At 72.9% G+C, this 21,215-nt stretch carries 21 protein-coding genes; 6 read left to right on the forward strand and 15 right to left on the reverse strand.

Annotated features, from left to right (window positions below; all coding sequences use genetic code 11):
- Positions 1–9 precede the first annotated feature (9 nt).
- The 7 genes from QBL21_RS06885 to QBL21_RS06915 form a co-directional block, all read right to left on the reverse strand.
- On the reverse strand, positions 10–1,296 hold the full coding sequence (locus QBL21_RS06885) for an NlpC/P60 family protein (protein WP_407561096.1): 1,287 nt from the start codon (positions 1,294–1,296) through the stop codon (positions 10–12).
- Positions 1,297–1,361: 65 nt separating this feature from the next.
- Positions 1,362–1,643, reverse strand: a complete 282-nt coding sequence (locus tag QBL21_RS06890; protein WP_407561097.1) for a hypothetical protein — start codon at positions 1,641–1,643, stop codon at positions 1,362–1,364.
- Positions 1,644–1,647: 4 nt separating this feature from the next.
- Positions 1,648–2,412, reverse strand: a complete 765-nt coding sequence (locus QBL21_RS06895) for a TetR/AcrR family transcriptional regulator (RefSeq protein WP_407561098.1) — start codon at positions 2,410–2,412, stop codon at positions 1,648–1,650.
- Positions 2,413–2,516: 104 nt separating this feature from the next.
- On the reverse strand, positions 2,517–3,446 hold the full coding sequence (locus QBL21_RS06900; protein ID WP_407561099.1) for an AurF N-oxygenase family protein: 930 nt from the start codon (positions 3,444–3,446) through the stop codon (positions 2,517–2,519).
- Between the two features lie 181 nt (positions 3,447–3,627).
- Complete coding sequence (locus tag QBL21_RS06905; protein ID WP_407566678.1) at positions 3,628–3,792, reverse strand: hypothetical protein; 165 nt, start codon at positions 3,790–3,792, stop codon at positions 3,628–3,630.
- 47 nt (positions 3,793–3,839) lie between these two features.
- Positions 3,840–5,294, reverse strand: coding sequence for a penicillin-binding transpeptidase domain-containing protein (locus QBL21_RS06910; RefSeq protein ID WP_407561100.1), 1,455 nt, complete (start codon positions 5,292–5,294; stop codon positions 3,840–3,842).
- Positions 5,291–6,823 (reverse strand): FtsW/RodA/SpoVE family cell cycle protein, encoded by a 1,533-nt coding sequence (locus QBL21_RS06915; RefSeq protein ID WP_407561101.1) that lies wholly within the window; start codon positions 6,821–6,823, stop codon positions 5,291–5,293. Before QBL21_RS06915 ends, QBL21_RS06910 begins: the two co-directional genes overlap by 4 nt.
- Before the next feature lie 331 nt (positions 6,824–7,154).
- On the opposite strand from QBL21_RS06915, the gene QBL21_RS06920 reads away from it, so the two are divergent.
- Genes QBL21_RS06920 through QBL21_RS06930 form a run of 3 tightly spaced genes read left to right on the forward strand, consistent with a single transcriptional unit; the run spans position 7,155 to position 11,754 of the window.
- Entirely contained in the window at positions 7,155–8,861 is a 1,707-nt protein-coding gene (locus tag QBL21_RS06920) for a B12-binding domain-containing radical SAM protein (RefSeq protein WP_407561102.1), read from the forward strand.
- A gap of 27 nt (positions 8,862–8,888) precedes the next feature.
- Positions 8,889–9,503, forward strand: a complete 615-nt coding sequence (locus QBL21_RS06925; protein WP_407561103.1) for an HD family hydrolase — start codon at positions 8,889–8,891, stop codon at positions 9,501–9,503.
- Positions 9,504–9,516: 13 nt separating this feature from the next.
- Positions 9,517–11,754 (forward strand): toll/interleukin-1 receptor domain-containing protein, encoded by a 2,238-nt coding sequence (locus QBL21_RS06930; protein WP_407561104.1) that lies wholly within the window; start codon positions 9,517–9,519, stop codon positions 11,752–11,754.
- Here the strand turns inward: QBL21_RS06930 and QBL21_RS06935 are convergent.
- From QBL21_RS06935 to QBL21_RS06950, 4 genes are all read right to left on the reverse strand, one after another.
- Positions 11,751–12,425, reverse strand: coding sequence for a hypothetical protein (locus tag QBL21_RS06935; protein ID WP_407561105.1), 675 nt, complete (start codon positions 12,423–12,425; stop codon positions 11,751–11,753). The two genes, QBL21_RS06930 and QBL21_RS06935, sit on opposite strands and share 4 nt — an antisense overlap.
- 127 nt (positions 12,426–12,552) lie before the next feature.
- Positions 12,553–13,257, reverse strand: a complete 705-nt coding sequence (locus QBL21_RS06940; protein ID WP_407561106.1) for a type 1 glutamine amidotransferase — start codon at positions 13,255–13,257, stop codon at positions 12,553–12,555.
- A gap of 19 nt (positions 13,258–13,276) precedes the next feature.
- Positions 13,277–13,660, reverse strand: coding sequence for a DUF6191 domain-containing protein (locus tag QBL21_RS06945; protein WP_407561107.1), 384 nt, complete (start codon positions 13,658–13,660; stop codon positions 13,277–13,279).
- 84 nt (positions 13,661–13,744) lie between these two features.
- Positions 13,745–14,740, reverse strand: coding sequence for an SDR family NAD(P)-dependent oxidoreductase (locus QBL21_RS06950; RefSeq protein ID WP_407561108.1), 996 nt, complete (start codon positions 14,738–14,740; stop codon positions 13,745–13,747).
- Between the two features lie 128 nt (positions 14,741–14,868).
- On the opposite strand from QBL21_RS06950, the gene QBL21_RS06955 reads away from it, so the two are divergent.
- On the forward strand, positions 14,869–15,804 hold the full coding sequence (locus QBL21_RS06955) for a LysR family transcriptional regulator (protein ID WP_407561109.1): 936 nt from the start codon (positions 14,869–14,871) through the stop codon (positions 15,802–15,804).
- 12 nt (positions 15,805–15,816) lie between these two features.
- Here QBL21_RS06955 and QBL21_RS06960 read toward each other — a convergent pair whose 3' ends face one another.
- Entirely contained in the window at positions 15,817–16,227 is a 411-nt protein-coding gene (locus QBL21_RS06960; RefSeq protein WP_407561110.1) for a winged helix-turn-helix transcriptional regulator, read from the reverse strand.
- 111 nt (positions 16,228–16,338) lie between these two features.
- Here QBL21_RS06960 and QBL21_RS06965 point away from each other — a divergent pair, with 111 nt between their 5' ends.
- Entirely contained in the window at positions 16,339–17,232 is an 894-nt protein-coding gene (locus QBL21_RS06965; RefSeq protein ID WP_407561111.1) for an NADP-dependent oxidoreductase, read from the forward strand.
- 63 nt (positions 17,233–17,295) lie between these two features.
- Here QBL21_RS06965 and QBL21_RS06970 read toward each other — a convergent pair whose 3' ends face one another.
- Positions 17,296–18,051, reverse strand: coding sequence for a VOC family protein (locus QBL21_RS06970; protein ID WP_407561112.1), 756 nt, complete (start codon positions 18,049–18,051; stop codon positions 17,296–17,298).
- A 75-nt stretch (positions 18,052–18,126) separates the two neighbouring features.
- Here QBL21_RS06970 and QBL21_RS06975 point away from each other — a divergent pair, with 75 nt between their 5' ends.
- Positions 18,127–18,423 carry a hypothetical protein gene (locus QBL21_RS06975; protein ID WP_407561113.1) on the forward strand — a complete coding sequence of 99 codons (297 nt, stop codon included), beginning with the start codon at positions 18,127–18,129 and terminating at the stop codon, positions 18,421–18,423.
- A gap of 99 nt (positions 18,424–18,522) precedes the next feature.
- Here the strand turns inward: QBL21_RS06975 and QBL21_RS06980 are convergent, their stop codons facing one another.
- Together QBL21_RS06980 and QBL21_RS06985 are read right to left on the reverse strand one after the other, a co-directional pair.
- Positions 18,523–20,178, reverse strand: coding sequence for an MFS transporter (locus QBL21_RS06980; protein ID WP_407561114.1), 1,656 nt, complete (start codon positions 20,176–20,178; stop codon positions 18,523–18,525).
- Between the two features lie 142 nt (positions 20,179–20,320).
- Positions 20,321–21,172 carry a PhzF family phenazine biosynthesis protein gene (locus QBL21_RS06985; protein ID WP_407561115.1) on the reverse strand — a complete coding sequence of 284 codons (852 nt, stop codon included), beginning with the start codon at positions 21,170–21,172 and terminating at the stop codon, positions 20,321–20,323.
- Positions 21,173–21,215 lie beyond the last annotated feature (43 nt).

Below are 21,215 nucleotides of genomic sequence, written 5' to 3' on the forward strand. Positions count from 1 at the left end.
CGGCGGCGGTCAGCCGGGTCGTACGGCGCCGCGCAGGGGGCGGATGGTGACCGGTACGACCCGTACCCGCTGGCCCGTGCGCGGGGCCTCCACCACCCGGCCCCGGCCCAGGTAGAGCGCCACGTGCGAGGCGTCGCGGTGGTACACCACGATGTCCCCCGGCCGCATCCCGGCCAGCGGCACCCGGCGCAGCTCCCGCCACTGGCCCCGTGCCGTACGCGGGATGCGGACGCCCGCACTGCGCCACGCCCGCTGGGTGAGCCCGGAGGAGTCGAAGGCCCGCGGCCCGCCGGCGCCCGCGCGGTACGGCTTGCCGACTTGGTCGAGGGCGTACGAGACGGCCCGCCGCCCGGCGCGCGACGGCTCCCGGTCCGCGCCGCCCCACGCACCCGGCTTCCGGGCCCGTTCCGTACCGCCGAAGCCGCCGCGGGACTTGCCGTCCGCCGCCGCTCCCGCCCCGGCGGCGGCGGCGCGCCCGCGGCCCTCCGCCCCGCTCCCCGGCTCCCGGCCGCCGGGGCGGCCGTCGTCCTCCCCGCCCGGCTCCATCAGCTCCCGCCGGTCCGCCTCCGCCCCCCGCACCTCCAGCCGGTCCAGCGCCGCCAGCTTCGCCGGCGTCAGCTCGGCCAGCGCCTCCGACACCTCGGCCAGCCGGTCGTCCACCCGGTCCCGGCGCCGCTTCCGCTCGCCCGTCAGCTCCCGCTGCCGTGCCAGCGCCCGACGCGACGAGCCCGTCAGCGCGTCGAGCCGCTTGGCGCCCGACTCCAGCCGGGCCACGACGGCGGCCTGGTTGCCGATGGCGCGGCTGATGACCTGCTTCCGGTCGAGGGCGGTCTCCGTGTCGCGCGCGACGAGGAGTTGCAGGTACGGGGCGATCCCCGGACCCCGGTACTGCGCACGGGCCATCAGCCCGGCCCGGCGGCGCGCGGTGGCCAGGTCGGCGCGGGTGTCGGCGAGGTCGCCGGCCAGCTCGGTGGTCTCGGCGCGCAGTTCCTTCAGCTCCTCGGCGGTCGCGTGGTACGCCTCGGTGGCGCGCTCGGCCTGCCCGTGGAGGGTCTGGAGCCGGGTGAGCAGTTCGCCGAGCGGGGCGTCGTCGTCGGGGGCGTCGGCGTCGTCCGGGCCCGCGACCGGGCCGTCGTCCGGGTCGGCGGCCCCGGCCGCCTCGGTCGCGTCCGCGTCCGCGTCGGCCGAGGCGTCCGGTACGTCCGGGACGGGGGCCGCGTCGGCGGGCAGGGCCAGCACGGCGGCGAGGAGGACGGCGGAGGCGGCGGAGAGGGCGGAGCGGGGGGTGCGCGACATGTACGCAAGGCTGCACCCGCGCACACCGCATTCCCGTCAGCGCTGGGCGAAACCGAGTAATACCATCACCCGTGAGGATTGACGTCTCGTCGGCGCGACCACGGCCACTTGCGCCGCTCGGGCACCCCTTCCGGGTCGTACGTGTACACCCATCCCCGCGGCAGCTTCAGCCGCGGGCTGAGGTTCGCCGGCTCCAGCCGGTAGACGTGCACCGTCGGCGGGCCGCCGTCCGGGTCGGGCACCGGCACCTCGTACACCTTCGGCGGCCGGCCCGTCGCGCCGACGTGCACGTCGAGCGTACGGCCGGCCAGCGGGCCGCCCACGAACGCGGTGTTCTCCGTGCGCACGGCCTCAGCCCTCGCCGAGCAGGTGGCCGGCGCCGGACAGGAACGGCGCCACCCGGCGTACGAGGTCGCCCGCGGGGCCGTCCGCCGTCTCCAGCTCCAGCGCCCGCCGCAGCACCCTGCCGCACTCCTCGTCGCCCGCGGCCGTGGCGACCAGCAGCGCGACGAAGTGGTCCACGAGCCAGCCGCGCAGCTCGGGCAGCGGCGGCTGCTTGCCCTCGTCCAGCCAGATCAGCGACGCGCCCTCGACGGCCGTGATCCACGTGCGGATCATCGTCAGCAGCCGGTGGCCGGGTTCGGGCACCGCGAGGTGCAGCAGGATCTGCTCGGCGGCGGAGCGGCGGACCTCGTCCACGATGGCGGTGGTGCGGCTGGTCTGGACGACGCTGCCGCCCTGGAGCAGCGCCTTGAAGCCGGCGTCGTGCTCGTCCACGAAGCCGAGGTAGCTGTCCAGGGCGCGGGTCAGGCGCTCGGTGAGCGGGCCCTGCTGGGGCTGGCGGAAGCACAGCTCCAGCTCGTCGGCGGCGCTGCGCAGGGCGGCCTCGTAGAGCTGCTGCTTGCCGCCGGGAAAGTAGCGGTAGACCAGCGGACGGGAGACCTCCGCGGCGGCGGCGACGTCGTCGAGCGAGACGTCCTCCGGGGCGCGGTGCGCGAAGAGGCCGAGCGCGGCGGCGAGCAACTGGCTGCGGCGCTGCGAGACGCTCATCCTGCGGTACGCGACCGCCGGCCGGGGCGCGGCGGGCCGGGGTCCCCGGTCGGACGCGGTGCTCATGTCCGGCAGCGTAGCCGCCCGGGGCGACATCGGCGGCCCCGGGCCGCCCCGGCCCCGTACGACCTGCTCGGCCGCGCCCGCCCGGACCGGCTCCGCCCGCCCGCTCAGGCCAGCAGGCCGGAGCTTCGCCACAGCCTGCGCCCGACGCCCTGGAGCACCCCGATGTCGTCGAGGAAGTCCGTCAGCCGCTTCGCCCCCTGCTGCATCACCTCGCGCCGGTGCGGGCTGGCCTTCACCTGTGCCACCGCCTCCGCCCGGTCCAGGCCCGCGTCCGTGTACACCTGCGGGTTGACGAAGGAGACGGAGAACACCCGCGCGGCCTCACCGGAGGTGAGCCGGGTGAAGTTCCGCTCCCAGCGCGGCGCGGTGAGCATCTGCCGGCGCAGCTCCTCGCGCGCGTACCGGACGTGCCGCGCCTCCTCCACGACGTGGATCCGGGTCACGCCGCGCACCAGCGTCTGGACCCGCTCGTCGGGGAAGACCAGCCGCTGCATCCAGTCGAGGATCTCCTCGCCGAGCAGCGTGGCGGTGAAGGAACCGGGGGTGGTGGAGACGGTCTTGAGGATGCGCGCCAGGTTGTGGTGGAAGCGGGCGACCGGGTACGGCTCCGCGCCGCCCTTGGTGATCATCCGGGCGAACATCATCGAGTGCCGGCACTCGTCGGCTATCTCGGTGAGCGCGTAGCGCACGTGGTTGCTGGTGACCGGCTTGTCGTAGATGTGCCGGACGAGCAACTGCATGAGGATGATCTCGAACCAGATGCCCAGCGAGGCCAGCGACGCCGCCTCCAGCCGGGCCAGCTCCATCCGCTGCTCCTCGGACATCCGCCGCCACATGGGGGTGTCGTAGAGGGAGACCAGCTCGGGCGGCCAGAACCACTTGCCCTCTTCGAGGGGGGCGTCCCAGTCCAGTTCCTTGTCCGGGTCGAAGGAGTGCTTCTCCGACGCCGCGAGGAGCCGTTCCGCGACCTTCTCGCGGTCCTTGAGCGGGCCGAGCGCGTCCGTCAGCGCGAGGTGCCCCGTCGTCGTGGTCATCGCGTCTCCTGGGAGAGTTACCGGCGGTCACCTCTTATGAGACAGCTTGTCAGCAAGCTCGTCAATGCCCCGGACGCGTTTACTTGACGCGCGGGTAACGTGAGCAACTGACGGCAGAAAGGAGGCAGTCGGCGGGTGCTGGGGACGGGTCCGTCGGCAGAAAGGCGTCGCCGGAAAGGCGTCACTCGACGGTGACGATGCAGGTGATCCTGCCGTTGGAGCGCTCGGCCTGCTCCTCGCACTCCTCCCGGTCGGCTTCGCTGCTGGAGGCCAGCAGCCAGAACACGGCCCCGCCGACGAGCAGGAAGATGAGGCCGATGACGATGCCGACCAGGATGTCCCTCACGCCGGCCATCGTAGAAGCGCACCCGGGGAGCGGTCCCCGGCCCCGCTTCAGCGCAGCGCCGCCCGCATCACCCCGCGCGCGACCGGCGCCGCGCTGCCGCCGCCGCTGATGTCCGCGCGGTCCGCCTCCGCGTCCTCCACGACGACCGCCACCGCCACCTCCGGCACCCCCGTGCCCGGCCGCTGCGCCCAGGAGATGAACCAGGCGTACGGGCTCTTCGAGTTGTCCACCCCGTGCTGCGCCGTGCCCGTCTTGCCGCCGACCGTCACCCCGTCGATCGCCGCCGGACCGCCGGTGCCGTCGCTGACCGCGTCGATCATCATCTGCCGCAGCAGCGCCGCCGTCCCCGGGTTCATCGGCGACTCGTCGTACGTCGGCCGCGTCCGCGCCACCGTGTCGCCGTCGGCGTCCGCCAGCCGGTCCACCAGGTACGGGCGCATCGACCGGCCGCCGTTGGCGACCGTCGCCGCGACCCGCGCCATCTGGAGCGGCGTCGCCCGGGTGTCGTACTGCCCGATGGCCGACAGCGCGACCTGCGCCGGGTCCATCCCCGTGTTGACGTGGCTCGGCAGCACGGGGGAGGGGAGCGACAGACCGCCGTCGTTGAAGCCGAACGCCTCCGCGGTCTCCACGATCTGCTGCGTGCCGACCGTCGCGCCGAGCTTCGCGAACACGGTGTTGCAGGACTCCGCGAACGCCTCCCGCAGGGGCGCGTCGGCGCAGCCGCTCGATTCGTTGCGCAGCAGGGTGGTGCTGCCGATGAGGCGGTACGGGCTCGGGGTGCGGGTCGGCGCGTCGATGTCGGTGACGATGCCGGACTCCAGCGCCGCCACCGCCGTGATCACCTTGAACGTGGAGCCCGGCGGGTACGTCTGCCGGATCGCGCGGTTGAGCAGCGGCTGGGCGGGGTCGGCGGTGAGGCGGTCCCAGGCGAGCGCGGTGGCGGGGGAGTTGCCGGAGAGCAGCGCGGGGTCGTAGCCGGGGCTGCTGACGAGGGCCAGGACGCGGCCGGTGGCGGGTTCGAGGGCGACGACGGCACCCTTGCGCCCGCGCAGCGCGCGGAACGCGGCCTTCTGGACGGCCGGTACGACGGTGGTGTGCACCTGGCCGCCGGGCTGGCGGCTGCGGGTGAGGTCGCCCCAGAGCGGCAGGGGGGCGAGCCGGCCGTCGGTGCCGGCGAGGACGCCGTCCTCGGTGTCCTCCAGCAGGGTGGCGCCGTAGAGCTGGGAGGCGAAGCCGGTGACGGGGGCGTAGAGGCGGCCGTCGGTGTAGGAGCGCTCGTAGCGCAGGCCCTGGCGGGTGTCGGCGGAGCCGGTGAGGCGGCGGCCGGCGGCGAAGATGTCGCCGCGGGGCTGGGCGTAGCGCTCCAGGGCGTGGCGGCGGTTGGCGGGGTTGGCGTCGTACTCGGGGGCGTTGAGCACCTGGACGCGGGCGGCGCCGAGGAGGAGGGCGAGGAAGAGCAGCAGGCTGCACGCGGCGGCGACGCGGGTGTTGCGGATCACGGGGCGCCGTCCGCGGCCGGGGGCGGCGCCGCAGCCCGCGCCGCGTCGTTCGCCACGGGGGCGGCGGCGGGTGCGGGTGCGCTGTCGGGGCGGGTTCCGGGCTCGGGTTGCGGCTCGGACGGTGCCGGGGCGGTGGCCGTGGCCGGGCGCGGCTCCTCCTTCGGCGTACGGGCTTCGTCGCTCAGCCGTACGAGCAGCGCGACGATCACCCAGTTCGTCACCACCGAAGATCCGCCCTGCGCCAGGAACGGCGTCACCATCCCGGTCAGCGGGATCAGCCCCAGCACCCCGCCCGCGATCACCACCACCTGAAGCGTGATGATCGCCGCCAGGCCGGCGGCCAGCAGCGCGCCGAACGGCTCGCCGATCGAGATCGCCGTGCGGTAGCCGCGGGCCACGAAGATCGCGTAGAGCAGGAAGAGCGCGGTCAGCCCCGCGATCCCCAGCTCCTCGCCCGCGGTGGCCAGGATGAAGTCCGACTTGCCGGCGAAGCCGATCAGCAGCGAGTGCCCCTGCCCCAGCCCTGCCCCCAGCGCCCCGCCCGCCGCGAACGCGAACAGCGACTGCGCCAACTGCCCCGGCCCGTGGCCCTCCTCGATGGCGCGGAACGGCGAGAGCCAGTCCTCCACCCGCGTGTGCACGTGCGGCTCCAGCGCCCCGACCGCCGCCGCCCCCGCCGCGGCCAGCAGCAGCCCGACCGCCAGCCAGCCGAACCGCCCCGTGGCCACGTACAGCATCGCCACGAACAGGCTGAAGAACAGCAGCGAGGCGCCGATGTCCCGCTCCAGGATCAGCAGCACCAGGCTGATGCCCCAGACCGCGACGATCGGCCCGAGCACGCGCCGCGGCGGCAGCAGCAGCCGGCGGATCCGCGGGCCGCTGGTGAAGGTCAGCGCATGCCGGTTGGCGGCCAGGTACGCGGCGAAGAAGATCGCGAGCAGCACCTTGGCGAACTCGCTGGGCTGGAGCGACAGACCGCCGATCCGGATCCAGATCCGGGCGCCGTTGACGGCGGGGAACAGGATCGGCGCGGCCATCAGGCACAGGGCGGTGAAGGCGTAGTTCCCGGCGCGCGGGCGCAGGTCGCGGTGGTCGCGCAGGAAGACGAGGACGCCGGCGAAGAGGGCGACGCCCACGGTGGACCAGAGCAGTTGGGCGGGCGCGGCGCGGTCGCCGGGGGTGCCCTGGTCGAGGCGGTGGATGAGGACCAGGCCGAGGCCGTTGAGCAGCAGCGCCACGGGCAGCAGCACGGGGTCCGCGCAGGGCGCGCGGAGGCGGACCACGACGTGGGCAACCAGGGCGAGCGCGGCGAGGCCGCCGACGTGGGTGGCCAGGTCGGCGGGCAGGGCGCCGGAGGTGGCGTAGCCGACGGCGGCGTACCCGTAGGCGATGACGGCGACGGCGCAGACCAGGAGCGCGAGTTCGGCGCCGCGACGGCGGGGGCGGGGCACCGGAGGCGGCGGCGTGGCCAGCCGCCGGGCACGGCCCGGCGGGCGGAGCGCCTCGGCCGGGTCGGTGGCGGTGGTCATTCGGGCAACGTAGCAAGCGGTGGCCGTTTTGCCGGGTATGCCGGGCGAGGGAAGGAGGCCGTGCCGCGCCGGGTGCCCCTTTCGGTGGGCGCCACCTCCGACTCCCTGGGAACGGCCGGGTCATACCGCCAATGGCGCCACATGCTTCCGGACATGAGCCGGCTTGGCACGAAGTTGCCCGAGTCCGTCCCCCGCGCCTGAAATGAAGCCGAGTTGCATTCGATTTCTCCTGGTCAGGCGGGCGCCGGCGGCCGTATCGCGCGGTGTATCAAGCTACACACAGCGTTGCGCCGGGTGCTAACATTTTGATGCCTGGTAGGGGAGAGTGATCATGAGCGGACTCGCACCTGTGTCAGTGCTCTTGCTCAACTTATTTTCGCAAAAGTATCCCGCCATTGGCGAGAGCCACGGTCTCTCCGCGGTTGCCGGGGCTTTACGGAAGAGATTCGGGCCCGCCGGTGAGGACTCCTCGGAAATCCGGGTCGACCTCCATGTCCTGGACATGGTCGCGCAGGGGAGCGAGAGCCTGGCCCCCGCGGCCCGCATGATTCGTGAGAAGGAGGTCAGGGTGCTGGCGGTGGGCGTGCCCTACGGCACCTACCGGCTGCTCGCCGACCACTTCGCGGAACTGCGGGAAGCCCTCCCGGAAGAAGACACTCTGGTGGTCTTCGGAGGCTCGCTTCCCACCTACCTGGGAAGCCGCATCCTCAAGGACGTGGAGCGTACGGCTTTCGTCGTACTGGGCGAGGCGGAAGTCGCGGTACCGTCGCTGATCGAAGCGTGGGTGCACGGGGAGAGCCCGGTTTCCGTACCCAATCTCCTGTATCTGGACCGGGCCACCGGCCAGGAGGTGCGCAATCCGCGCCGCCTGGTGTCCCTCGATGACCACGGCCTGCCGTACCGCGACCATCTCCCCGACATCCACCGGGTCGGCGGCCAGATATTCGTGGAGACGAGCCGGGGCTGCTCGTGGGCGGCGTGTACTTTCTGCCTGCGCGGCCTCACCGACATCTCGGGAAGGTCCCACGAGTATCGCCGGCGCAGCCCGGAGCTGGTGGCCCGCGACCTCGCGACGTTAGCGGCTCTCGGTATCTCCGAGGTGACCCTCGCCGACGAGGATTTCCTTGGGACCTCCCTTGAGGAGACCGAGGACTTCGTCCGCGCGCTGACGTGCCGATTACCCGCTCGCATGGAATTCGGGGCGAGCTGCACGGTTCATTCCGTGTACAGCCGCAGAGACGACCCCGAGACGGACCTGCGGCGCCGCAAGCTGCTCGAAGTCCTCGCCGGGGCCGGGCTCACCCGGGTGTTCCTCGGCGTCGAGTCGTGCTCGCCCGGCCAGTTGAGGCGCTACGCGAAGGGCCACACCCGTGAGGAATCGCTCCTGGCCATGCGGCGCTTGCAGGAACTCGGGATCCAGGTGGAAGTCGGAGTGATCCTGATGGATCCGATGTGCACGATCGAGGAGGTGGCCCAGAGCCTGGAGTTCATGTCGGAGACCGGCATGGCGCAGGTGTCCTCCGGGCTGAGCAACGAGCTGCGCCTCCAGGAGGCTTCCACCTATCTGCGGATGCTGCTGAGGTACCAGCGGGAAAGCTCGACCACATTGATCACCGGTGAGCTGGACGTGGACACCCTCTCCTATCCCTACAGATTCGCGGACAGCCGGGTGACGGAGCTGTCCCGGCATATCACCCGGTGGGCGGAGCGCGTCCATCCGGTCTATTACCCGGCGAAGAGTCTGACCAGATTCGGCAAGGCCGGGGTCTTCGGCACGTCCGAGGCCGGCCGCGAGTTGAAGGCGGCGGTGGAGGAGTTTCGCCTTCAGTACGCACGGGCGACGATCGCCGCGATCCGGGAGTTGCGAAAGGACGCGGACCCCGGTCGGCCGATCGGTGAGATCGTTCGGCCGGCGCTGGCGCGGCTCGCCCGTCAATTACACACCGCACTGCTGTCGACAGACGAATCCGTGCGCCGCCACCCGGTGGTGGCGCACGCACTGGCCGAGACGGAAAGCCCCCGATATGGAATTCCATGAACGGGATCATCGTAAGGAGCGTGCGTAATGAATACCGATCGAGTGCTCGACTGCATGGCGGAAATGCATTCGCTGACCAGACTTCCCCGGATCGGCTGGGTCCTGGCCGGTGTGTCGGATCCTGAATCGGTGTCCGACCACTGCTTCGAGACGGCGATCATCGCCTACATCCTTGCCCAGGAGATCGATGAACCCGTGGACATGGGGAAAGTGCTCGCGATGGCGTTGTTCCACGAGGTCGGCGAGGCCCGGCTGTCGGACCTGCCGCGGCGTTCCAGCCCTTATGTGAAGGAATTCAAACGCACCGCTGAGACCGCAGCCTCCCGTGACATCCTGCACGGGGTGGCGGAAAGTGTGCTCCCGCTCCTCCAGGAAATGCACGAGTTGCAGACGCTCGAAGCGCGTCTGGTCGAAGCGGCAGAGGAGTTGCAGATCATCACGGCGGCCATGTACTACGCCAAGGAGAACCGTGGTGATATCTCCGAGTACCGGCGTGATGCAGCCAAATACGACGCATTGGGGATCGAACCGGCGCAGGCGGTGGCGGATGTCGTGAGGCGACGGCTGGGGGAGTATCTGGGGGATCGTCCCTACTGGGAGCTGGGCTACCAGAGAAGCGCCACTCTCGCCGGTACCGACTAGCGGGTGCGGGCCGGTGTACGACGCCTTCATCAGTTACAGCGATGCGGACAGCGCCTGGGCGGAAACGCTCTATCGGCGGCTGCGGCGCTTTCGCATGGGCGATCGAGCCGTCAGCCTCTTCTACGCCCCGCACACGATCACGGCGGGGCAGTCCATCCCGAGGTTCCTCAGCGAAGGTCTGAACGACAGCCGCTGCATGCTCGCCGTCGTCACTCCGGAGTGGCTTGCCTCGGAGTGGACGCGGCTGGAGCACGAGATCTCCCTGTGGTCCGATCCCGGCGCGGTGGCCCAGCGGCTCATCCCCCTGCTGGTCAAGGAGGTCACGCTGCCGCCCGCCCTCGCTCGTCTCAAGTATGTGGATTTCCGCGACCCCGACACGTTCCAGGCCGGACTGCGCCAGACGGTGGACGCTCTTCGGTCCGGCGCCGTTCGGCAACTCCGGGTGGCGGCCGACCTGCACGAGAGAGAGTCTGTTCTCAATGCTGCCTTACTTCCATGGCTGGGCCCCAGCGGCCCCAGCTTCGACTTCCTCTGGCCCGAAATGTTCGTAGACCCACCCGTCGTCCTGCGCCGGCACCCGGGCCCGGAAGCCCGGCTGTCCGCCTGGCTGGCCGCCGAGCGCGCCGGTGCCCGGCGTACGTACGCGATTCTCGGAGAGCCCGGCTCCGGAAAGTCGACCGCGCTGCGGAGCATGCTGCTGAACGGCGGCAGCCGGCTGCCGGCGCAGCGCACACTGGTGCACGCCCGGGATCTCGGTGAGCGTGAAGAAGTCCTCAAACGCCGTTCCCGTGAGGCGGGCGGGGACGGGTTCGCGGTTCTCGTGGACGGCCTGGACGAGGCGGGGTCCGCCCTCTTCGCGGACATCGCCGGGGTGCTGACCCGGCTGAGCCGGACCGCTACGACGATCGTGGTGGCCTCGCGCGAGGACTTCTTCGAACGGAACTTCTCCCAACCGGGCACCGACGACCTCGAACTGCACGAGGTCGTCGAGATGAAGGCGTGGAGCGTATCGGACGTCGTTTCCTTCGCGGCCAGGTACGCCGAGCGGATGGGGGATCCGCAGGTGGCCAGAGCCCTCGGCGAGGTGCTGGACGCCATTCCCGGGGCGGACCGGATGATGCGCAACCCCATGCGCCTCACCCTGCTGCTGTACCTGCTGGCGGTGGGCGCGGCAGTCGACGCCACCGCCCTGCGCGAGCCCTTCATCCTCTACCGCCTCTTCTACGAAGAGTGGCTCAAGAAGGAGAAACAGCGCAGAACCACCTCGCTCGGCTTCTCCGCGATCCGCAGCGCACATGTGCGGCTCGCCAGGTGGCTGTACGAGAACCGTGGTTCCCACGGCGCTTCTCCCGCAGACTTGCAGGAGCCGGACGGTGCCTCGCCCCGGACCGGGGAGGAACTGATCCGGGACAGCGCGTTCGCCGATCTCCTGACCTTCCGCGAGGACTTCGACGGCCGGCCCCGCGTGCTCAGCTTCCGGCACGAGACGATCGGTGAGTTCCTCCTCGCCCAGGACATCCTGGAGTCCTTCCGGAACGGTGGCACCACGATCGACAAGGGTCTGCGCCTCACCGTCGCCGACGACGTCAACAGGTTCGTACGCAGCGGCATGAACGACCTGGCCGTACCGGCGGCCGATCGCCTTCTCCGAAACCTGACCGCGCGCTACCGGGAACTGCTGGAGCCGCACGCCGAAGCGGACACGAGTGAGCGTTCGGTACGCATCCGGGAGCAGATCCTCTACTACGTCGGCCGGCTACCGCTGAACGAGTGCCCCGAGATTCTGCGACAGGCGTACCGGGACGAGACGAACGCCCTGAACCGTCGTTCTGCCGCGCTGGGCGCCATCGTTCAGGGGGATTCCACCATCGAGTCCGCCTACCTGGCCAGGCTGGAACAACCTGACGAGGCTCTGCTGAACCGCTCGGTGCAACTCGTCTATTTCGGGGACGTCCAGGCCGACTTGCATGCGTACGTGGACGGCGGCGGCGACTGGTCGCGGGTGCGCGCGGCCATCTACCGGCGACTGGAGATGTTCACCCCTCGCGAAGACCGGCTGCGCTGGTGGGACCTGCGCACCCTGCGGTCGTTCTACCGCAGCCGGGGCTACCGGGACGTTGTCTCGGAGGGGGAGGCGGAGATCCTCCGCGCGCTTGCACGACAACTGCCGCAGGACACGGCCAGGAGCCGGGCCATCGGCCTCGAACTGGACGAACTGCTCGGGGAACTGGGTATGACGGCGCGGGGCTAGCGGCCTTCCTCGTCCGAATGCAGCATGAGGTGAGCGTCCTGGACTCCGGCCAGCCTGGCGAAGGCCAGGACGTACTCCCTGGTGTTCCGCTGGACCCGGCGCAGCTCGCCGCGGCACTCCTCCGCGCGTTCCCAGGAGGATTCGGGGCGGTTCGGCTCCGCACTCTCGAACTCGCTCAGAATGGGATGCCATTTGGAGAGAAAGGGACGCAGCTCCCTGTTGAGAAGAGTCACCGCCAGGGTCTCGACCGTGAAACCGCCGGCGTTCGTCGAGGGGCGGCTGGACCTGAGGATCTCACGGGTGGTGGCGAACAGCCCGTTCAGCGAGGTGAGCGCCTCCCTGAGCAGTCCTTCGTCGTCGCGCAGCGGTTGGGAAGAGGTCCTGGTAACCGATTCCACGAAAAGCTGCCACGCGACCTGCTGGGAGTCATTGTTGACCACGAAGGTCAGCTCGCTGAGCTGGGGGACGGTGATGCGCACTTCGGTGAGCCTCGCCGTCCGCCGGTAGAAGTCCACAAAGAAGGCGACCGCCATCCCCAGGAGGCTCCCGCCTATCGCGAACGCGTATCCGCTGTCGATCTGGCGTAACCCGTACAGGGCGAAGCCGATTCCGCAGCCGACCGCACCCCACAGGGCTATACGCACCGCCCGTCCCCGGAAAAACACGATCACGCTGCGCCGTCCTTCCGCCGTGCCCGGCACGTCCTGTACGCGCCGGGCGGCTCGCCGTCCCGACCATACTGTCGGCCCGCGGCGCCGTTCGGGCATCCCGTGGGGAAGGCCGCCCGGAAGGAGTTCCCTAGGCGTCCGCCTTGACCGCCCGGGCGAAGCGGTGGGCCACCTGCTGCCAGGTCCTCGCCGACTCCGGCTCGTCGCGGTCCGCCTCGGTTCGCAGCCGGTCCGGGTCGAAGCCGCGGGCGCGGACGGACTCGTTGCTCCAGGCGTGTACGCGGTCGGCGCCGGCCTCCGGGTGGAACTGCACACCCCACGCCCGGGCGCCGTAGCGGAACGCCTGGTGCGGGCAGCGCTCGCTCTCCGCCAGCCACACCGCGCCGGGCGGCAGCTCCGTGATGGCGTCCACGTGCCGCTGGACGGCCGTCACGCGCTCGGGCAGCCCGGCGAAGAGCGGGTCGGCCGCCGCCTCCGGGCGCAGCGTGATCGGCGTGCTGCCCAGCTCCGGTGCGCCGTGCGAGGCGGTGACCCGCCCGCCGGCGACGTGGGCGAGGAGCTGGCCGCCCTGGCAGATGCCGAAGACCGGGACCTCCCGCTCCAGCGCCTCGGCGACCAGCTCGCGCACGGCTGCCAGCCACGGCATCGCCACGTCGTCGTCGGGCATGGGGCCGCCGCCGAGCGGCAGGATCGCGGCGTGGTCGAGGCGGCGGGGCAGGGGCGCGCCCGCGTAGGCGTGGACGACGTCGAGGGCGATGCCGTCCTGCTCCAGCCACTCGCCGAAGCGGCGGGCGCCGCCGTCACGGCCGTTCTGCACCACGAGAACCTTCGTCATGCCTGCGATTCTCGGTCAGCTACGGGCGCGGGGCATCGGCGGGGGTGGGGGTCGGTGCGGCGGTGGCCTGCCGCGGGACGGCGTCGGCCGGTCCGGTGCCGGCCGGTATCGCGTCGGCCGGTTCGGCGTCGGTCCGTATCGGGTCGGCGGGGACGGCGTCGGCGGGGACGGCGTCGGCCGGTTCGGCTTCGGTGCGTATCGCGTGCGCGGGGACCGCGTCCTCCGGCTCCTCCGCCGGGCCCGCCCGCTCCCCGAGCGCGATGACGACCTTGCCCGACGTGAGGTCTATCGGCCCGCGGTGCGGATCGCCCGAGCCGACGTCGTCCACGACCAGCTCCATCCGCTCCCGGTCCCGCCGCGCGTGCGCGTGGCTGGGCGCGAACAACTCCGCAACGATGTTCATCCCCGCGCCTCCCGCGACTCGGCTGCCTACCTCAACGCCGCGGCCCGCCCAACCGTTCCCGCCCCCGCCGCCGCCCCAGCCCTCTCAGGCCGTCAGCCAGCCGCCCGAGACGTCCACGTCCGTGCCCACGACCGGCGCCGCGGCCGAGGAGCCCAGCCACATCATCACCGCGGCCATCTCCTCGGCCCGGACGATGCGCCGGATCGGGTAGTCCTGCGCGATCTCCTCGTACGTCAGGTCGAACGCCTCCGCCGCCCGCCGCAGCATCGGGGTGTCCACCGCCCCCGGCGCGAACGCCGTCACGCGCACGCCCTCCGGCGCGTACTCCAGCGCCGCCACCTTGGTCAGCGACGCCACCGCGTGCTTGCTGGCGTTGTACGGCGAGATGGTCGCGAAGCCGACCTCCGCGGAGATCGACGCGGTGTTCACGACGACCCCGCCGCCCTGGTCCAGCATCTGCGGGATCTCGTACTTCATGCACAGGAACGTCCCGGCGGCGTTGGTGCGCCACACGTCCTCCATGTCCGCGAGCGTCTGCTCGTGCAGCCGCGCCGCGCGCGGCGACTCGATGCCCGCGTTGTTGTACGCGACGTCGATGCGCCCGTACCGCCGCACGCAGCCGCGCACGAAGTCCCGTACCTGGTCCTCGTGGCGCACGTCGGTGCGCATGTACGTGGCCTCCCCGCCCGCGCGGCGGATGTCCGCCTCGATCTCGCGGCCGAGCCGGGCCCGGCGCCCGCAGAAGAAGACCTTGGCGCCGCGGCCGGCCAGCGCGCGGGCGGCGGCCTCGCCCATGCCGGAGGTGGCACCGGTGACGAGCACCACCTTGCCGTCGAACTCGCCGTCCCCGGCGCCCTGTCCGCGCCCGGCGGCCGGGGGCGCGGCCCGCGCGGTCCCGGCCCCCACGGCTCCGGCGGCGATCCCGGCGGTCAGGCCGGCGGCGCCGGTCCGGAGCAGGGCGCGTCTGGACGCGGGCCGGTCGGCGTCGCGCCGGTCGGCGTCCGGCCGGTCCGAGGTGGGGCGGTCGGAGGTGGGGCGGTGCGGCTCGGGCCGGGCGGTACCGCCGTCGGGTGCGGTCATGGGTGGGCTCCTCTCCGCGGTAGGGGCGGGCCGCGGGGCCCCGCCCGTACCGGCAGGTGTTCCGGTCGGGACCACCGAAACACCGGAGTTCGGGGCGGGTCCAATGCCTGCACCCATACGCTTCGGGCATGGACGAGCAGCCGGTGACCGAGGGCCCGGCGACGGACGTGGACACGCGCGTGCTGCGCTACTTCCTCGCCGTGGCCGGGCAGTTGAGCTTCACGGCCGCCGCGCGCGAGCTGTACGTCACCCAGCCCTCGCTGAGCCGGCAGATCCGCCGGCTGGAGGAGGACCTGGGCGCCGAGCTGTTCGAACGCACCGGGCGCGAGGTGCGGTTGACCCCCGCCGGCGAGGCGCTGGTGCCCGCGGCGCGCCGGATCACCGGCGACTGGGCGCGGGCCGTACGCGAGGTACGTACGGCCGCCGCGGCGGCCCGCAACGTGCTGCGGCTCGGCTTCGTCGCCACCGGCGCGGGACCGCTGGGCCTGCGCGCGCGGGCGGCCTTCGCCGCGCGGCGGCCCGAGGCGGTGCTGGAGCTGAAGCGGTTCGACTGGGGCGGCGAGGCCGCGGGTTTGCGCCGGGGCCTGGCCGACGTGGCGTTCGTGTGGCTGCCCGCCGACCTGACCGGGCTGCACGCGCGCACCGTCGCCACCGAGCGCCGCTGGGTCGCGCTCCCGCGCGCGCACGCGCTGGCCGAGCAGCGGGACGTGGGCATCGCCGACCTCGCCGACGAACACCTGATGTGGACGCGCAGGGCGCCGAAGGCGTGGGTCGACTGGTGGGCGGTCAACCCGCGGCCGGACGGCTCGGAGCCGGTGTGGGGGCCGGAGAACGACAACGTCGAGGAGATGCTGGAGCACGTGGCGGCGGGCCGGGCGGTGTGCCTCGCGGCCGACTCCATGACCACGTACTACACGCACCCGGAGCTGGTCTGGCGGCCGGTGCGCGACATCGAGCCGCTGCGCATCGCGGTGGCCTGGCCGCGGGAGCGGACGAGCCCGCCGGTGGCGGACTTCCTGGCGGCGGTGGGGGAGTGCGTGCGCGACCCCGAGGCGTACGCGTAGTCCCCCGGCGCCTCAGCCCGCCTCGGCGTCCGCCGCCTCGTAGCGTTCGCGGGCCGCGTGCACCTCCTCGATGTGCTCCTCCGCCCAGTCCTTCACGGCGGTGAGGAGCCCGGCGAGGCTGCGGCCGAGGGGCGTCAGTTCGTAGTCGACGCGTACGGGGACGGAGGGCGTGACGGCGCGGGTGAGGATGCCGTCGCGCTCCAGGGTGCGCAGGGTCTGGGTGAGCATCTTCGGGGAGACGCCGGCGATCTTCCGGCGCAGGTCGCTGTAGCGCCGCGGGCCGCCGGTCAGGGCGGCGACGACGAGGCTGACCCACTTGTCGCTGAGGCGGCCGAGGAGCTGGTTCGTGGGGCAGTCCCGCATGAACGCGTCGTACGCGAAGCGGGCCTGCTCGCGCCGCTGGGCCGCCGTCGTGGTCGGCATGGCTCTCCTCCGGGTGGCATAGGCACTCTCAGGTAACTACTTACTGCTGGATACTAGCTCTTCCTAGGGTTGCAGCAGCAGAACCGATACCGATTCAGGGAGAGACCGGCCATGCGTGTTGTAGTGGTGACGGAGTTCGGCGGCCCCGAGGCCGTGACGATCGCCGAGGTGGACGTGCCCGAGCCGGGCGCGGGGCAGGTGCGGATCAAGGTGGCCGCGGCGGCGCTCAACCCCGTGGACGGCGGGACGCGCGGCGGCGTCTTCGGGGCCGCGGCGGACGGGGCGTACACGGGGCTCGGCTGGGACGTCGCGGGGACCGTGGACGCGGCGGGCGCGGACGCGGCCTTCGGCGTCGGCGACGCGGTCGTGGCGCTGGTCCACGGGGTGGCGAAGCCGCTGGGCACCCACGCCGAGTACGTCGTCGTGGACGGCGCGGCGGTCGCCCCGGCGCCGACGACAGTCGACGCCGTACACGCCGCGACGCTGCCGCTCAACGCCCTCGCCGCCGACCAGGCGCTGGGCCTGCTGGACCTCGCGCCGGGCGCCTCGCTGCTGGTCACGGGCGCGGCGGGGGCGCTGGGAGCGTACGCGATCCAGCTCGCCGGCCACCGCGGCGCCACGGTGACGGGGCTGGCCCGGGAGTCCGACGAGGAACTGGTCCGCTCCCTCGGCGCGGCGTTCACCACGGCCCCGGCCGACGCCGGCTACGACGCCGTGCTCGACGCGGCGGTGCTCGGCGGCGAGACGGCCCTGCGCTGGACCCGCGACGGCGGCGCGTTCGCCGCGGTCATCCCGCACACCGCCCCGCCCCCGGTCCGCGGCATCCGCACCGCCGCGCTCGACGTCCGCGCCGACGGCGCCCGGCTGGCGGAGCTGGCCCGGCTCGTCGACGACGGCGTCCTGACACTCCGGGTCGCCGGGACCTACGACCTGGCCGAGGCGGAGAAGGCCCACGCCCGCCTGGCGGAGGGCGGGGTACGGGGCCGGCTGGTGCTGGTGCCGTAGGGCGCGGGGACGTAGGCCGCGGTAAGGGGCAGTGCGCCAAGTGCAAGCCCCTTACGCCCCGCCTTACGCACCCTCCTCCGGGCGGGGCGCGAGGACGCAGAACTCGTGCTCCTCCGGGTCGGTCAGGCAGGTCCAGGAGACGTCGCCCTGGCCGAGGTCGAGGTCGGCGGCGCCGAGGGTGCGCAGCCGCGCGACCTCCGCCTCCTTGTCGTCGCCGGGGTAGGGCAGCAGGTCGAGGTGGACGCGGTCCGGGGCGGTCTTCGGGTCGGGGGTGCGGAGGAATTCGAGGTACGGGCCGGTGCCCGCGGCCGAGCGCAGGACCGCCTGGTCGTCGGTCGCCTCGTGCAGTGTCCAGTCCGTCGCCGCGTCCCAGAACCGTGCCATGGCCCGGGGGTCCGCGCAGTCGACGACCACGGCGGCGACCGGTCCGGTGTCGCGGTAGACCTCCCGGGGCTCCAGCACGCAGAACTCGTTGCCCTCGGGGTCGGCGAGGACCGTCCACGGCACCGTGCCCTGGCCCACGTCGGCGGGCGTCGCCCCGAGCGCCAGGAGGCGGGCGACCAGCTCCGCCCGGTGGGCCGCGGAGGCGGTGGCGAGGTCGAGGTGCACGCGGTTCTTCGCCGTCGTCTTGGGCTCCGGGACGGGGACGACGTCGATGCCGAGGAGGACCGGGTCCGGCCAGACGAGGTCGCCGGCGGGGCCGACGTAGGTGGTCGCGCCGGCCGCGTGGGCGTGCCAGCCGAGCGCTTTTGCCCAGAACCGGCCGACCGCGGGGTGGTCGAGGGCCTTGATGTTCACCTGCACGGGTCGCAGTGCCATGGCGGCGATCCTATGCAGGCGTGTCGCGCGTGAGTGCTCGCTTCTCGAAATCGAACACACGTATGATAGCGAGTTGTGAGCGACTACGAGTTTCCGGAGGAGTTGCTGCGGGCGAAGCGGGAGTGGTTCGCCGTCGCGCAGCGGTTGGAGGAGTTTCCGCTGCGCCCGTACACGGACAGCGCGGGCGTCGAGCACCGGGCCCACAGCGGGTGGACGCCGGAGCTGGACCGGCAGGAGACGGTGCTGCGGAAGCGGTTCCGCGAGCTGTCCATCGAGATATCGATCCACCCGTTCTGGGAGACGCTGAACGGCGGCACGGTCGCGGCCCGGATGGCGCTGCGCGAGGCGGCACGGCTGTCGGGCGGCGGCTGAGGTGCGGGCGGCGGACCGGGCGCGGACAGCGGTCCGGGGCGGGCGGGAGCACCGCCCACCCCGGGGGTGGTTCGACAGGTTACGTACGCCGGGCCTGGGTCAGCCGCGTACCGGCTCGGGGGCGAGCGACTCGTCCTCGCCGGCGCCGGGTCCGGCCGCGGCCCCGGTCTCGGCACCGGTCTCACCGCCGGCCGTGTGTGCCGCGGCGTCCTCGTCCGCCGGCTCCTGCGGGGCCGTGCCCGTGGGCGGGACGTGGTTCAGGAGGCGTACGGCCAGGACCGCCACCCCCGCGAGCAGCACCGCTGCGATGATCGCCGCCACGTGCATCCCGTTCACGTACGCCTCCCGCGCCGGCGCCAGCAGCGCCTCCGCCGTACGCGCCGGCAGGTCCGCCGCCGCGGTGGCCGCGCCGGTGATGCCCTCCCGGGCGGCGTCCGCCGCCGGGCCCGGGGTGCCGGCCGGGACCGAGTCCTCCATCTGCCCGCGGTAGACGATCGTGCCGATGCTGCCGAGGGTCGCGATGCCCAGCGCGTAGCCGAACTCGCCGCTGGTCTCGTTCATCGCCGCCGCCGAGCCCGCCTTCTCCGGCGGCGCGGAGCTGACGACCAGGTCGGTGCCGAGCGTCACGAGCGGCCCCGCCCCCAGGTTGATCAGCGCGAACCCGGTGACGACGTACGGCAGTCCGCCGGAGACGTCGGCGAGCACGAGCAGCAGCAGGCCGACGACCGAGATGCAGAGCCCGCCGCCGATCAGCCGGGCCGGGCGGACGTAGCGGGCCGCGACGGGGGCGAAGCCGAAGCTGACGCCGGAGGCCGCCACCGCGGGCAGCATCCACAGGCCCGCCTTGAGCGGGGTCAGCCCCTGCACCATCTGGAGGTACTGGGTGATGAACAGCATCAGCGCGCCCATCAGGAACGTGCCGGCGAACATCCCGCCGAGCGCGGTGCAGAAGGCCCGGTTGCGGAAGAGGCGCAGGTCCATCAGCGGGTGCTCCAGCCGCTGCTGGCGCCGGACGAAGACGGTCCCGAACGCCCCGCCCGCCGCGAGCGCGGCCAGCGACACCGGCGCCCAGCCGTCCTTCGCCAGCTCCTTCAGCGCGTACACCAGCGGCAGGACCGCCGCCAGCGACAGCGCCACGCTCGCCAGGTCCAGCCGGCCCGCCTTGGTGTCGCGGTACTCGGGCAGCACGATCGGGCCCAGGATCAGCAGCAGCACCATCGCGGGCACCCCGAGCAGGAACGCCGAGCCCCACCAGAAGTGCTCCAGCATCGCCCCGCCGACCAGCGGACCGATCGCCGCGCCGCCCATGAAGCACATGAACCAGATGCCGATGGCCACCGACCGCTGCCGGGGGTCCCGGAACATGTTGGTGATCAGCGCCAGGGTCGACGGCGCCAGCGTCGCACCGGCGATGCCGAGCAGCGCGCGGGAGGCGATCAGCATCTCCGGGCTGGTGGAGTACGCCGCGACCACGGAGGCGACGCTGAACGCCGCCGCGCCGGTGAGCAGCAGGCGGCGGCGGCCGATACGGTCGCCGAGGGTGCCCATCGTGACGAGGAAGCCGGAGAGCATGAACCCGTAGATGTCCATGATCCAGAGCTGCTCGGAGCTGTTCGCGCCGAGGTCGGCGCTGAGGTGCGGCAGGGCGAGCAGCAGGACGAAGACGTCGATGGAGATCAGCAGGACGGGCAGCGCGAGCACCGCGAGCCCGATCCACTCCCGCCGCCCGGCCCGTGTCGCGATGTGCGTAGCCATGGGGTGTGCTCCTTGTCGGAAGCGACCGTCCGGCGCCCCCTTCGGGCGCCTCTCACCCGTGCGTCGAGCGGGCGGGACGGATTTCGACACCGGAGCCGAAGAAAGTTTGGATGTGACGCGGGTCACATGGGGTGGGGGTGCTTCAGAGGCGGACCGCCGCGCCCGTGACGTGCACCCGGGGGTCGCCCGCGCGCAGCTCGACCTCCAGCAGCGAGGGACTGCCCATGTCGTGGCCCTGGTGGAGGGTGAGCAGGGCGGCCTCGGCGGCGAGGCCGAGTTCGCGGGCGTACGCGCCGAAGGCAGCCGCCGCCGCGCCGGTGGCCGCGTCCTCCACGACGCCGCCGACCGGGAAGGGGTCGCGGACGTGGAAGACGTCGGCGGACTCGCGGTGGACGAGCTGGACGGTGGTGAGGTCCAGCTTCTCCATCAGGGCGCGCAGCCGGTCGAAGTCGTAGTCGAGGTCGGCCAGTCGGGCGCGGGTGGCGGCGGCGAGGACGAGGTGGTGCGCGCCGGCGAAGGCGATCCGCGGCGGGAGCGCCGGGTCCAGCTCGGCGGCGGACCAGCGCAGCGCGGCCAGCGCCTCGGCGACGTCGGCGTCCGCGGCCGGCCGGACGTGCGGCTCGACGCTGCTGAGCGTCGCCTTCAGCACGCCGTCCGCCTCGGTGACCGCCACCGGCACCCGGCCGGGCCGCGTGTGCAGCGCGAAGACGCCGGTGCCCAGCTTCTCGGCGAGCGCGACGGCGGTCGCGACGGTGGCGTGGCCGCAGAAGGGGACCTCCGCGGCGGGGCTGAAGTAGCGCGCCGTGAACGACCGGCCGGCGCCGGCCTCGTCCGCGGGGCCGGGGGTGAGGAAGGCGGTCTCGGAGTAGCCCACCTGGGCCGCGACGGCGGCCATCCGCTCGTCGGACAGGCCCGTGGCGTCGAGGACGACCCCGGCCCGGTTGCCGCCGGCGGGGTCGGTGGCGAAGGCGGTGTAGCGCAGCACGTCGGTCATGGGGGGTGAACCTCCGGGCCGCGGCGGCTGTTCCCGGACGGTG

Origin of the sequence: Streptomyces sp. 184 (assembly GCF_045781775.1) — a bacterium.
Taxonomy (GTDB): domain Bacteria; phylum Actinomycetota; class Actinomycetes; order Streptomycetales; family Streptomycetaceae; genus Streptomyces.